This window comes from Prosthecomicrobium pneumaticum (assembly GCF_014199915.1).
Classification (GTDB): domain Bacteria; phylum Pseudomonadota; class Alphaproteobacteria; order Rhizobiales; family Kaistiaceae; genus Prosthecomicrobium; species Prosthecomicrobium pneumaticum.
Genome location: NZ_JACHOO010000006.1, coordinates 39531 through 51560 on the forward strand (window position 1 = coordinate 39531; position 12030 = coordinate 51560).

The following is a 12030-nucleotide window of genomic DNA, read 5'->3' on the forward strand; positions in this document are numbered from 1 at the left end:
AACCCCTTAACTGCCTTGCGCGCGGTGGCGACGAAAGCCGCGGTCGGTGTCCATGAAGCGCGCAAGCATAGGCGCCACCAGCTTTTCAGGCGGCATAGGTTGCTGGCCGGTCTCCGCCGCGAGCGCGGCGGCGTAGGCTACAAGATCGCGGTGGACCCCGGCGGGTAGCTCCACCGTCAGTTTGACAGGCCGATCGTCCACCAATGGCCCCAGCTTCAATTTCGTCATCGTGACGCTCCCAAAGGTTCGAGCACTAGGTCGCGGGTGATGACCACGCGCAGCGGATGGCCCGGCCGGATGGTAAGGGTCGGCTGCACGTTGAGCTGCCGCCGAACGATCTGCTGGCCGGTCTGATTGATCGTGTCCTGCGAGCCGCGCCGTAACGCGCGGGTCAAGTCATCCTCGCTGTCCGCGCCCAACTCGGCGCCGACGCCGAGCAGAGTCGAGACGGCCGCCGCCCTGAGCAGATTGCCCCAATGCTGATTCACGCGATCCTGTAGGCCGGCGAACCCAGCGCCGTCCGCGCCTGGCTGGCGCTCGAGAACGATCGAGCGCCCGTCCGGCATGATGAGCCGGTCCCAGGCGAGGAGAACACGGGTCTGCCCGGCGGTGATCTCGCTGTCGTATTCGCCGATCAGCCGGGCACCTTGCGGGATGAGCAAGATGCGGCCTGTCGGGCTGTCATAGACGTTCTGCGTAACCTGCGCCGTTATCTGGCCGGGAAGATCGGACCTGATCCCGGTGATGAGCGCGGCCGGGATGATGCTTCCGGCCTGCACGATGTTGGGCGACGGGGGTGCGATCAGCCGCTCCGCGCTCACCGTTCGCTGGTTCGAGGCTTGCGCCATGAAAGCGCGCCGGCCAGCTTGATCGCCCTGCGCTGCGCTCGCCTGCTGCGTTAGCTGCGCGGCTTGGTCGGGCAAGATCAGCGACGGGGCCGGCGCCGTTCCGGCGTTGCCCGCGTTGCCGCCGAGGAATACGCCACTCATTCGGGCAGCGTCACGTTCCTGCTGGGCGCGCTGGCGCGCAGCCTCCTCGGCCTGCGCGCGCGGATCGGGTTGGGCCGGCTGCGTGCCGATCGGCGGCACGGGCACGTTCTCGCCGCGCTGCTGGGCGGACACGATCGGGCCGCCGAGGTCGCCGGGAAGTGGTGGCCCAAGGCGCGGCGCTTGAGCATAGTCCCTCGGTCCCGAGGTGATGGTCTCGGCCGTGGCGCGGCTCTCGGTGTTGTAGAGTTCTTCCGCCTGCCGTTCACCAGCCGGTTTGAGCGCGTAGATCAGCGAGCCGCCGATACCGAGGCCGGCGGCCACGCCTATGACTGTCAGCGCCTTGCGGGACAGACGCATGACGCGGGGCGGATCGCGTCGAAGCTGGAATGGCTTTGGATCGGCGGGAAGGGGCTGCGGCGCGGCCGGCTCGGCGGAGGGAATGTCGGTGCGATCGTTCACGGCCGCCGCTCCCGTCCGTCGTCGCGCACGATGCGGACGCGCTGTTCATTGCGCCGATCGCCCAGGCGCAGTTCGGCGGCGGCGAACAGCCGGTCCACCACCATGTAGCGGCCCTGCACGCGATAATTGACTAGCTCGGCGTCCCCGGCCGCGCCGGTAACGAACAGCGGCGGCATCTCGCCCTGCGAGATCCCCGCCGGAAACTCGATGAACACCTGCCGGGAGTCGTCGAACGCACGAATGGGACGCCACGGGGCGCGGTCGCCCTCGATGCGATAACGGAAATTGAGCGAAGTCACATCCACGCCGGTCGCGGCCGGCGCGACCGTCGCAGCGGCGATGTTGCCGCCGCGTAGCGCGATGAGCTGATCTTGCGGGTAGGTCCACGACACTGAGGCCATGTAGGTCGCAGGTGTCGCGCGCAGCTCCAGATGATAGGTGCGCCGATCGGTGTTGATGACGAGGTTGGTGGCGAGGTCCGGCCTCGTCGGTTTGACGAGGATATGCACTCGCGCTGCCGGCCCGCCGCCGCTGATAGTATCGCCGATGATCCAGCGCACGGTGTCGCCGGCTGCTACCGGCCCCGGCCCAACGAGCTGCTCGCCCTCCTGTAAGGCGATGTCCGTCACTTGGCCGGGCGCGGTATAGATCTGATAGAGCGCGCCGTCCGTCCAGGGATATTGCTGGATGGCGTTGAGGAAGCCGTCACGGGCCGGCTGCACCCGCGCGGCGGCGTTTGCATCGCCGACGCGCCTACGGGGATCGGCAGGCTCTGACACGCGAGGGGCATCCGGCAATGGCTTGAGCTGACCGGGAAGCGGCAACGGTTCAGGAATCGTAACGATCTCCACCGGGCGCGGCGGCTCGGCGGCCGGCGTCGCGGCGACTTCGCGCGGTGGATCGTCATATGCGATAGCGGGCGGCCGAGCGGAAGTAGTGGCACAGCCGGCGAGCGCGGAGGCGGAAACGAGCAGCGCGGCGGTGACGGCGCGCCGGAAGGGAATGCCGATCATTGCGACAGCTCCTTTGACCAGTTGAGGGCATTGACGAACACACCGAGCGGATTCTTGCGGAGTGCGTCCGGCGTGCGAGGCGGCTGCACGACGATGGTGAGGATCGCCGACCAGCGTTCGGTGGCGGCGAGGCTGCCGTCCTGATAGCGTCGCTCCGTCCAGGCGACGCGGAAGCTGTCCGGTGACGCGCGGATGACGCTTGATACGTCCACCGCCACCTGCACCCGCCCGACGTTGGCGAACGGGTCGTTGGCGCGAGCGTAATCGTTGAGCGCGACCGCGCCCCGATCGGTGGTGAAGTCATAGGCGCGAAGCCAGTTCTGACGAACGATGACCGGATCGGCCGGCACGCTCCTGACTTGCTCGATGAAGCGGGCGAGATGGAACGCGATCTGCGGATCGGTCGGGCGATAGCCGGCCTCGGCCGGCGCGACCGCCTGCGCCTCGCCGAGCCGATCGACCTGCACCACCCAAGGGACGATATGGCCACGGGCCGATTGCCAGACGAGGCCGCCAGCCAGGCCGCCCGAAAGGGCGAGCGTGCCGAAAAATGCGAGACGCCAGTTCTTCGCCTGCACGCGCGCCGAACCGATCCTGTCGTCCCAGGCTTGGGCGGCGCGCTGATAGGGCGTGGTCGGTTCGGGGGTCTGGCCGTAGCGGATGGTCGGTCGTCGGAACATGGCAGCTAGTCCTTCTGATGGAGATCGACGGACGAGCCGCTTCCCCCGCCGTCGCCGGAACGTAGGGTGTGGGCGGCGATCGTCGCGCCGTGGGTCATGGTCTGGCGGCGCTTCATGGCCGATGCCCAAGCGGGCCTGTCGTCGGAGGCTGGTGCCGATGGCGAAGCACCTCCTGAAATCGTGCCTCGCGTCGCGGTGACTGCTGCGCGACCGCCGGCGCGATAGCTGTCTTTCAGGGACGCGGCGGCTTTCCGTAGCGGGGAAATCGCCGCACCCGCCGCCGCTTGGCCGACACCGGCCGCGCCACCCGCGACGGCGGCTGCGCCGGTCTTGCCTGCCGAGCCGAGCGCATAGGCGCTGCTGGCGGCGCCGGAAGCAAAGGCGCTCCCTCGTGCCGCGCCGCCGATCGCGCTTGCAGCCGCGCCGGCGCCGAGGCGTGCGGCGGCTGCACCGCCAACCAGCGCGCCGCTTGCGGCCAGCGCGGTCCCGGCGGCTGCGCCCGCGCCGAGGGCCGGCCCGCCTGAGACGATGCCGTTCGCTACGCCGGGGCCGAAGATCGCCAAGCCAAGCAGCGACAGCGCGCCGAGCGCGATCGACATCGCTTGCTCCAGCGTGGGCTCTGGGCCAGCGGCGGCGGTGAATTGACTGAACAACGTCGTGCCGATGCCGGTGATGACGGCGAGCACGAGAACTTTGATGCCGGTGGAGACGACATGGCCCAACACCTTCTCGGCCATGAAGGCGGTCTTGCTGAAGAAGGCGAACGGCAACAGCACGAAGCCGGCGAGCGTCACCAGCTTGAACTCGATCAGCGTCACGAAAATCTGGATCGCCAGGATGAAGAAGGCGATGACGACAAGCGCCCAAGCGAGCAGCAACACGACGATCTGAACGAAGTTGGTGAAGAATGAGATTGGACCGACCAGCTCGCCCGCAGCAACGACCAGCGGCTCACCCGCATCCAAGCCGGTCGCGGCGATGAAGCCGGGGCGCATGAAGTCGGCGATGCTCATGGCATCGCCCGTCGCCTTCAAGCCCAGCCCGGCGAAAGACTGGAACACGATCGTCGCCAGTGTCGAGAAATTGCCGATGATGAAGGCAAAGACGCCGATGTAGAGCGTCTTTTTGATGAGGCGCTGAAGCACGTCCTCGTCGGCGCCCCATGCCCAGAACAGACCGGCAATCGTCAGGTCGATGGCGATCAGCGTGGTCGAAAGGAACGCGATCTCGCCGCCGAGCAGTCCGAACCCGCTGTCGATGTAGGTCGTGAAAACCTGTAGGAAGTTGTCGATGATGCCGGTGTCGTTCACCGCTGATTGCCTTCCCTGCCGAAGAACCGGCGTTGATGCGCCGCCCATGCCGCCTCGCAGCCGGAATCCGGCATGGTGAGCGCGCGGCAACGCGCGAGTTCCGCCGCTAAGGGATCGCGCTCGGCGCGTGCCGCCACGGCGTTGGCCGCCTCCGGCACGCGCGGCTCGGTGACGGCGGCGATCACCGCCACCGTCATCATGAGCCCTGCCAGCGTGGCGACGCCGGCGATCTTGACGGCTGCCGACATCGGCTCAGTTGCCGAGGAAGCGGCGGAGGCGCTCGCGCCCCTCGGCTTCGGCGGCTGCATTTCGCGCCGCCTCCAGCGATTGCGCTCGGCCTTGAGCGGCCAGCAACGCCGCGATGTCGGCGAGCTGCTGCGATTGCAGCGCGAGAAGCTGGTTGCCGGCCTGAGCCGCTTGGAGCGCGCCTTGAGATGATTGGCTCGCCGACACGAGGCGGTTCATCGTCGCGCGCGAGCCGTCGATATTTCCAACGACGCCGGCCTGAACGCGGAGCGCGTCCTGAAACGCGCCTACGCTGGTCTCCCACCGCTCGCGCGCATTTGCGACGAGCTGCCGTTGCGGGACCGACATGGCGCCGGCTGTGTATCGGCTGGTGAAAGCCTGGTCGATCTGGCCCAAGTCATAGGCGATGCGCTGCGCCTGGCCGAGCAACTGCTGGGTCTGGCGCACCTGGCCCTGCAACTCGGCGAGCGAGGATTGCGGGAGGCTCGCCAGATTGCGGGCCTCGTTGAGCAACGAAGTCGCCTGATTCTGTATCTGGCGAATCTGATTGTTGATCTGCTCCAGCGTGCGCGCGGCGGTCAGCACGTTCTGCGCATAGTTGGTCGGGTCATAGACGATCCCGCCGAACTGCGCGTAGGCCGGCACGGGCGCCGCGATCGGCGCGATGGTCGCGGTGGCGAGGACGCCGGCCAGAATGGCGCGGCGCAGGGGAAGTCGGGTCATAGCGGTAACTCCTGCTGGCGGGGGGGAAGAAGCTCGATCGCCCAGGCGCAGCCGCGATGGCGCAGCCATTCGGCCGCGAATGCGGTTTGGCCGTGAGTCTCGATGATGTCGGCGATGCGGAGCTGATCGGCCTTGGCCGACGCGGCGGCGAAGGCCAGCGCGACCTCGCCCAGCCCCAGCTCGAACAGCCGGTTGCCGCGCCGCGACTGGCAATAATAGTCGCGCTTGGGTATCGCCCGGCTGAGGATTTCGATCTGGCGGGCGTTAAGCCCGAACCGCTCGTAGATGGCGGCGATCTGCGGCTCGGCGGCGCGCTCGTTCGGCAGGAAGATGCGCGTCGGGCAGCTTTCGATGATGGCCGGGGCGATGCTCGACGTTTCGATGTCCGCAAGGCTCTGCGTGGCAAAGACGACGCTGGCGTTCTTCTTGCGAAGGGTCTTCAGCCACTCGCGGAGCTGCGCTGCGAAGTCCGGGCTGTCGAGAACCAGCCAGCCCTCGTCGATGATGATGAGTGTGGGCGAGCCGTCCAGCCGCCCGCCGATCCGGTGGAACAGGTAGGACAAAACGGCGGCGGCGGAGCCGGCGCCGACCAGTCCTTCGGTCTCGAACGCCTGCACGGCGGCTTCGCCCAAGCGCTCGTCCTCGGCGTCGAGAAGCCGGCCCCACGGCCCGCCGATGCAATACGAGGCGAGCGCCTGTTTGAGCTGCTGGTTCTGCAACAGCACGGCAAGGCCGGTCAGCGTGCGTTCGCTAACCGGCGCCGACGCCAGGGAGTTGAGCGCCGACCAGATATGCTCCTTAGCCTGCGGATCGACCGCGACGCCTTCGGACGCGAGGATCGCCGCCAGCCATTCCGCCGCCCACGCTCGCTCGGCCGGATCGTCGATGCGGGCGAGCGGTTGGAGCTGCACCCCGTCGCCGGTTTCGTCGGCAAGCATTCCGCCGAGATCCTGCCAGTCGCCGCCCATGCCGATCGAGGCGGCGCGGATGCTGCCGCCGAAGTCGAAGGCAAAGACCTGGCTGTTCTCGTAACGGCGGAACTGCATCGCCATCAGCGCGAGCAGGACCGATTTGCCGGCGCCGGTCGGGCCGACAATCAGCGTGTGGCCGACATCGCCGACGTGAAGGGAAAACCGGAACGGGGTCGAGCCTTCGGTTCTTGCGTAGAGCAAGGGGGCTGCACCGAAATGCTCGTCCCGTTCCGGCCCCGCCCATACTGCTGACAGGGGGATCAGGTGGGCGAGATTGATGGTGGAAATCGGGGGCTGGCGAACATTGGCGTAGGTGTGGCCGGGAAGGCTGCCCAGCCACGCCTCGATCGCGTTCATGCCCTCGGGAATGACGGTGAAATCGCGGCCCTGAATAACCTTCTCGACGAGCCTCAGCTTCTCGGCCGCGATGGCGGGATCGCGGTCCCACACCGTCACCGTGGCGGTGACATAGGCCATGCCGGCATAGTCGGCGCCCAGCTCCTGCAAGGCGGTGTCGGCGTCGGCGGCCTTGTTCGAGGCGTCGCTGTCGAGCAGCGTGCTCGCCTCGTTGGTCATCACCTCCTTCAAGATGGCGGCGACGGATTTGCGCTTGGCGAACCACTGGCGACGGATGCGGGTAAGCAGCTTCGTCGCGTCGGTCTTGTCGAGCATGATCGCGCGGGTGGACCAGCGATAGCCGAACGCCAGTCGGTTCAGCTCGTCGAGCAGCCCCGGAAACGTCGAGCTGGGAAAGCCGGTAATGGTGAGGATGCGGAGATGATGGTCGCCCAGGCAAGGTTCCAGCCCGCCGGTCAACGGCTCATCGGCGAGCAGCGCGTCGAGGTGCATCGGGGTTTCCGGCACGCGCACACGCTGTCGCCGCGTCGAGATCGTCGAGTGGAGGTAGGTCAGCGTCTCGCCGTCATCGAGCCAGCGGACCTCGGGCACGAAACCCTCGACCAAATTGAGCACGCGGTCGCTACGATCGGTGAAGCCTTTGAGCAGCTCCCACGGATCGACGCCGGTGGTGGACCGGCCCTCGTAAAGCCAGCCTTCGGCCCGCGCGGCGTCCTCGGCCGGCGGCATCCACAGCAACGTCAGGAAATAGGCGCTCTCGAAATGCGCGCCTTCCTCACGGAACTGTTCGCGGCGCTCCATATCGACCAGCGCAGAAACGGGATCGGGAAACTCGGACTCGGGGTAATCGAGCGCGGGACTGCGCTGCGCCTCCACGAAGATCGCCCAACCGGAGCCCAGGCGCCGGAGTGAACTGTTCAAGCGTGCCGTGGTGGCGACCAGCTCGGCCGGCGTCGCACTGTCGAGATCAGGGCCGCGGAAGCGTGCGGTGCGCTGGAACGAACCGTCCTTGTTGAGCACGACACCTTCGCCGACCAACGCGGCCCAAGGCAGGAAGTCCGCAAGGTACGCGGCCTTGCTGCGATATTCGCGCAAGCTCATCATGGCTGCATCCATGTCGGGAAGCGGAGATGGCGCCGGGCCACGTCCACGAACTGCGGATCGCGTCGTGCAACCCATACGGAAAGCGCGTGGCCGATCGCCCAGATGACCAGGCCGGCGATCCAGAGACGCAGGCCGAGCCCGATCGCGCCGGCCAGCGTCCCGTTGACGATGGCGAGCGACCGCGGCGCGCCGCCGAGCAAAATCGGCTCGGTCAGCGCCCGGTGGACGGGGGCATAGAAGCCCGCGATCGGTTCGGCTGCGTCCTGCATCAGACGAGCGCCCCGCCGCCGAACGAGAAGAACGACAGGAAGAAGCTCGACGCGGCAAAGGCGATGCTGAGACCGAACACGATCTGGATCAGCCGGCGGAAGCCGCCGGAAGTATCGCCGAAAGCCAGCGTCAGGCCGGTCACGATGATGATGATGACCGCGACGATTTTCGCCACCGGCCCCTCGATGCTTTCGAGGATGCTTTGCAGCGGCGCTTCCCACGGCATCGACGATCCGCCCGCGTGGGCCGGAACGGCAAAGGTCAGCGCGACGACGCTGGCGGTGGTGGCGAGCATGGCGCGACGCGCGCCATGCCGAATGGCATGGATCATGGCAGGTCTCCGGGCTGGGGTTTGGGAAGCAGGGTAAGGCGGTAGTCGCCGGTCGCGGCGTCGAGTCCTTCGACGCGGGCCAGCTCGGCGAGACGCCGGCCGTGCGCGTCACGGACCAGCACGGCGATCAGGTCGATGGTCTCGGCGATCAGCGCGCGAGGGACTGTCACGACCGCCTCTTGAACGAGTTGCTCCATGCGGCGGAGCGCGCCAAGTGCGGTGCCGGCGTGAATGGTTCCGATGCCGCCCGGATGGCCGGTGCCCCAGGCTTTGATGAGGTCGAGCGCCTCGGCGCCGCGCACCTCTCCGATCGGGATGCGATCCGGCCTAAGCCGTAACGACGAACGGACCAGCTCGGACAGCGACACCACGCCGTCCTTCGTCCGCATGGCGACGAGGTTGGGCGCAGCGCATTGCAGCTCGCGCGTGTCTTCGATCAGAACGATGCGGTCGGTCGTCTTGGCGACTTCGGCCAAGAGCGCGTTGACCAGCGTGGTCTTGCCGCTGCCGGTGCCGCCGGCGACGAGAATGTTGGCGCGAGCCGATACGCCTTCGCGCAGCGCCGTCGCCGCGTCGGCCGACATGATCCCGGCGGTGGCGTAGTCGTCAAGCGTGAACACCGCGACGGCGGGCTTGCGGATAGCGAAGGCGGGAGCCGCTACGACAGGCGGCAGCAAGCCCTCGAATCGTTCGCCGCCCTCGGGCAGTTCTGCCGACACGCGGGGACTGCGCGCATGAACCTCGACGCCGACATGATGAGCGACCAGGCGCACGATGCGTTCGCCATCGGCGGCGGTCAGCGTCTCGCCGGTATCGCTAACGCCTTCGCCGAGCCGATCGAGCCACAACCTCCCGTCCGGGTTTAGCATCACCTCGATCACGGTCGGGTCGTCCAGCCATGCCGAGATCGACGGCCCGAGCGCGGTGCGCAGCATCCGCGCGCCGCGCGTCTTGGCCTCGGATCGGATCGGATGAACGGTCAAGGAACTGGCCCTGCGAAGGGCCGGGCGAACCGCCGCCCGGCTGTCGGGGCACAGCAAGAGACGCATAAATACTTCTGCCGCAACAGCTACTTGCTGGCGTAGTAGAGGGGGCGGCAGATACGTGGTCGGCGGCGGAATTGCTTTTCGACTACGCGGTGGTTGGCGTGTCTATTCAGTCCGACTCAGTCGAAGTGGAGCGCGGCCAGACATCTTCCGGTATCTCGTCCCTCAAGCTCTTGCCGCTGGCGAAGCGCCGGCCGAGCGTCTCGACGAAACCCTCGTAGCGCTTGCGTCCCTTCACCTGCGCGGCCGCTTGATCCTCGTCGGGCAATGGCGGCGTCACCGTCAGCCAGAACCGCACAAACAACGTCAGTGCCTCAATCGTGAGTCCGGTGTCGCGCTCAAGCCGCTGGACCTGACGCGACAAGCGATCGAGCCGTCGAGCGAACGCCGCCTCCATCCGGTCGGCGCCGTCCGGCGAGAGGTAGGAGGCGACCGCCGCCTCCACGATTGCCGAGCGAGAGATGCGGCGGCGGATCGCCAGCTCGTCAACCTGCTTGGCGAGCGCTGGCGGAAAATAGACATTGAGCCGGACGCGCATGATCGCCGCCTACAGCTCGATACCATCGCCGGGGTCGAGCGACGCTTGCCGCGCGAGCCCCTGCATCCGGCGCCGCACCGCCGCCTGCCGCGCGGCGTCGTCGGGTTCGTCGTCCATGATCGCAAACTCCTGCGCGGGCGGTGGCGAGGTCTCGGGCGCGATGGCGACATGCTCCGGCAGTTCGGGTTCGCGGCGCAATCCGCCGTTCGCCGCGTCCTCCGCCGAACGGACGATCTGCGCCACGGCGGCGGGATCGGCGATGACGGCGCGGCCCGTCCAGTCATCGCGCCGGACCTGGGCGGCGTCAGGGGTGGGCGCGGACATGATACGTTCGGCGAACCGTGCGTCGCGGTAGTAGCGGGCCTTCTTCGCCCGGATCGGATGGACGCCCGCCACCATGACGATCTCGTCATCGGGCGGCAGCTGCATCACCTCGCCCGGCGTGAGGAGCTGGCGAGCGGTCTCTGACCGCGACACCATCAGATGCCCGAGCCAGGGCGAAAGCCTGTGACCCGCATAGTTCTTCATCGCCCGCATCTCGGTCGCGGTGCCGAGCGCGTCCGAGACGCGCTTGGCGGTCCGCTCATCGTTGGTGGCGAAGCTCACGCGGACGTGGCAGTTGTCGAGGATCGCGTTGTTCGGGCCGTAAGCCTTCTCGATCTGATTGAGGCTCTGCGCGATCAGGAACGCCTTGAGCCCGTAGCCGGCCATGAACGCCAAGGCAGACTCGAAGAAGTCGAGCCGGCCTAAGGCGGGAAACTCGTCGAGCATCAGGAGCACGCGGTGGCGGTTGCCCTTCGGGGTCAGCTCCTCGGTCAAACGGCGCCCGATCTGGTTGAGGATGAGGCGGATGAGTGGCTTGGTGCGCGATATGTCGCTGGGCGGCACGACCAGATAGAGCGTCGCCGGCCGTTCGCCCCCCACCAGATCCGATATGCGCCACTGGCAGGCCCGCGTGACCTGCGCCACAACAGGATCGCGGTAGAGACCGAGGAACGACATGGCCGTGCTGAGCACGCCCGACCGCTCGTTATCCGACTTGTTCAGCAGCTCTCGCGCCGCGCTGGCGACGACGGGATGAACGCCGGCTTCGCCAAGGTGCGGCGTCGCCATCATCGCGGCCAGCGTCTGCTCGATCGTGCGAGATGGATCGGAGAGGTACGACGCGACGCCGGCCAACGTCTTGTCCGGCTCGGCATAGAGGACGTGAAGGATCGCGCCGACCAGCAGCGAGTGCGACGTTTTTTCCCAATGGTTCCGGCGCTCCAGGCTGCCTTCGGGATCGACCAGCACGTCCGCCACATTCTGCACATCGCGCACCTCCCATTGGCCGCGCCGCACTTCCAGCAACGGGTTGTAGGCAGCCGATGCGGCATTGGTCGGATCGAACAGCAGCACGCGGCCGTGTCGCGCGCGGAAGCCCGAGGTCAGCGACCAGTTCTCGCCTTTTATGTCGTGGACGATCGCGGAGGCCGGCCAGGTGAGTAGCGACGGCACAACCAACCCGACGCCCTTGCCGCTCCGCGTCGGAGCGAAGCACAGCACATGCTCGGGGCCATCGTGGCGCAGATAGTCCCGGTCGAGTCTGCCGAGCACGACGCCGTTCGCGCCCAGCAGCCCGGCCGCCCGAACCTCGCGCGTTGTCGCCCAGCGTGCCGAGCCGTAGGTCTCGGCGTTCTTCAACTCGCGCGCACGCCACACAGACATTCCAATGGCGACGGCGATTGACACGAACCCGCCCGACGCGGCGATGAATGCGCCGGTCTTGAAGATGGCTGGCGCGTATGCGTCGAACGAGAACCACCACCAAAAGAAGGCCGGCGGCGGATAGACACGCCAGCCGCCGACGATGAACCAGGGCGGCCCCAGCTCGGGTTGATAGGCCAAGGCCGCGGCGGTCCATTGCGTCGCGCCCCACACACCTGCGAGCACGATCAGAAAGACAGCGATGATCTGGCCCCACAGGATTTTCGTCGCGGACATGGCTGTTTCC

13 protein-coding genes are annotated in these 12030 nt (G+C 67.4%); all 13 read right to left on the reverse strand.

Annotation, left to right across the window (positions count from 1 at the left end):
* Nucleotides 1–6: 6 nt before the first annotated feature.
* A complete protein-coding gene (locus GGQ63_RS14310; RefSeq protein ID WP_054725836.1) occupies nt 7–228 on the reverse strand; it encodes a DUF2274 domain-containing protein in 222 nt (73 codons plus the stop codon).
* Nucleotides 225–1448 carry a TraB/TrbI/VirB10 family type IV secretion system protein gene (locus GGQ63_RS14315; protein ID WP_088712620.1) on the reverse strand — a complete coding sequence of 408 codons (1224 nt, stop codon included), beginning with the start codon at nt 1446–1448 and terminating at the stop codon, nt 225–227. The genes GGQ63_RS14310 and GGQ63_RS14315 overlap by 4 nt, the downstream gene beginning before the upstream one ends.
* The gene (trbG, locus tag GGQ63_RS14320) at nt 1445–2461 is read right to left on the reverse strand and encodes a P-type conjugative transfer protein TrbG (RefSeq protein ID WP_054725830.1); all 1017 of its coding nucleotides are present in this window, start codon (nt 2459–2461) and stop codon (nt 1445–1447) included. The genes GGQ63_RS14315 and trbG overlap by 4 nt, the downstream gene beginning before the upstream one ends.
* Nucleotides 2458–3141: a conjugal transfer protein TrbF gene (trbF, locus tag GGQ63_RS14325; RefSeq protein ID WP_054725827.1), complete on the reverse strand. Its 684-nt coding sequence runs from the start codon at nt 3139–3141 to the stop codon at nt 2458–2460. Before trbF ends, trbG begins: the two co-directional genes overlap by 4 nt.
* A 5-nt stretch (nt 3142–3146) precedes the next feature.
* Nucleotides 3147–4451: a P-type conjugative transfer protein TrbL gene (gene trbL, locus GGQ63_RS14330; RefSeq protein WP_088712619.1), complete on the reverse strand. Its 1305-nt coding sequence runs from the start codon at nt 4449–4451 to the stop codon at nt 3147–3149.
* Nucleotides 4448–4699, reverse strand: a complete 252-nt coding sequence (gene trbK-alt / locus GGQ63_RS14335; RefSeq protein ID WP_054725821.1) for a putative entry exclusion protein TrbK-alt — start codon at nt 4697–4699, stop codon at nt 4448–4450. Before trbK-alt ends, trbL begins: the two co-directional genes overlap by 4 nt.
* 4 nt (nt 4700–4703) lie before the next feature.
* The gene (gene trbJ, locus GGQ63_RS14340) at nt 4704–5420 is read right to left on the reverse strand and encodes a P-type conjugative transfer protein TrbJ (protein WP_054725818.1); all 717 of its coding nucleotides are present in this window, start codon (nt 5418–5420) and stop codon (nt 4704–4706) included.
* Nucleotides 5417–7852 carry a conjugal transfer protein TrbE gene (gene trbE, locus GGQ63_RS14345; RefSeq protein ID WP_054725815.1) on the reverse strand — a complete coding sequence of 812 codons (2436 nt, stop codon included), beginning with the start codon at nt 7850–7852 and terminating at the stop codon, nt 5417–5419. The genes trbJ and trbE overlap by 4 nt, the downstream gene beginning before the upstream one ends.
* Nucleotides 7849–8121: a VirB3 family type IV secretion system protein gene (locus GGQ63_RS14350; protein ID WP_054725812.1), complete on the reverse strand. Its 273-nt coding sequence runs from the start codon at nt 8119–8121 to the stop codon at nt 7849–7851. The genes trbE and GGQ63_RS14350 overlap by 4 nt, the downstream gene beginning before the upstream one ends.
* Nucleotides 8121–8417, reverse strand: coding sequence for a TrbC/VirB2 family type IV secretion system protein (locus GGQ63_RS14355; protein ID WP_224199687.1), 297 nt, complete (start codon nt 8415–8417; stop codon nt 8121–8123). Before GGQ63_RS14355 ends, GGQ63_RS14350 begins: the two co-directional genes overlap by 1 nt.
* A 32-nt stretch (nt 8418–8449) precedes the next feature.
* Nucleotides 8450–9388, reverse strand: coding sequence for a P-type conjugative transfer ATPase TrbB (gene trbB, locus GGQ63_RS14360; protein WP_246429810.1), 939 nt, complete (start codon nt 9386–9388; stop codon nt 8450–8452).
* A gap of 220 nt (nt 9389–9608) precedes the next feature.
* On the reverse strand, nt 9609–10037 hold the full coding sequence (locus GGQ63_RS14365) for a ribbon-helix-helix domain-containing protein (RefSeq protein ID WP_054725797.1): 429 nt from the start codon (nt 10035–10037) through the stop codon (nt 9609–9611).
* Between the two features lie 9 nt (nt 10038–10046).
* Entirely contained in the window at nt 10047–12020 is a 1974-nt protein-coding gene (locus tag GGQ63_RS14370; protein ID WP_054725794.1) for a conjugal transfer protein TraG, read from the reverse strand.
* Nucleotides 12021–12030: the final 10 nt, after the last annotated feature.

What these genes read in the sequence shown, in the direction of transcription:
- trbB (WP_246429810.1), bottom strand. Translation starts at nt 9,388, where the DNA reads ATGCTGCGCACCGCGCTCGGGCCGTCGATCTCGGCATGGCTGGACGAC.
- GGQ63_RS14350 (WP_054725812.1), bottom strand. Translation starts at nt 8,121, where the DNA reads ATGCAGGACGCAGCCGAACCGATCGCGGGCTTCTATGCCCCCGTCCAC.
- trbE (WP_054725815.1), bottom strand. Translation starts at nt 7,852, where the DNA reads ATGATGAGCTTGCGCGAATATCGCAGCAAGGCCGCGTACCTTGCGGAC.
- GGQ63_RS14355 (WP_224199687.1), bottom strand. Translation starts at nt 8,417, where the DNA reads ATGCTCGCCACCACCGCCAGCGTCGTCGCGCTGACCTTTGCCGTTCCG.
- GGQ63_RS14370 (WP_054725794.1), bottom strand. Translation starts at nt 12,020, where the DNA reads ATGTCCGCGACGAAAATCCTGTGGGGCCAGATCATCGCTGTCTTTCTG.
- GGQ63_RS14310 (WP_054725836.1), bottom strand. Translation starts at nt 228, where the DNA reads ATGACGAAATTGAAGCTGGGGCCATTGGTGGACGATCGGCCTGTCAAA.
- trbF (WP_054725827.1), bottom strand. Translation starts at nt 3,141, where the DNA reads ATGTTCCGACGACCGACCATCCGCTACGGCCAGACCCCCGAACCGACC.
- trbK-alt (WP_054725821.1), bottom strand. Translation starts at nt 4,699, where the DNA reads ATGTCGGCAGCCGTCAAGATCGCCGGCGTCGCCACGCTGGCAGGGCTC.
- trbG (WP_054725830.1), bottom strand. Translation starts at nt 2,461, where the DNA reads ATGATCGGCATTCCCTTCCGGCGCGCCGTCACCGCCGCGCTGCTCGTT.
- trbJ (WP_054725818.1), bottom strand. Translation starts at nt 5,420, where the DNA reads ATGACCCGACTTCCCCTGCGCCGCGCCATTCTGGCCGGCGTCCTCGCC.
- GGQ63_RS14365 (WP_054725797.1), bottom strand. Translation starts at nt 10,037, where the DNA reads ATGCGCGTCCGGCTCAATGTCTATTTTCCGCCAGCGCTCGCCAAGCAG.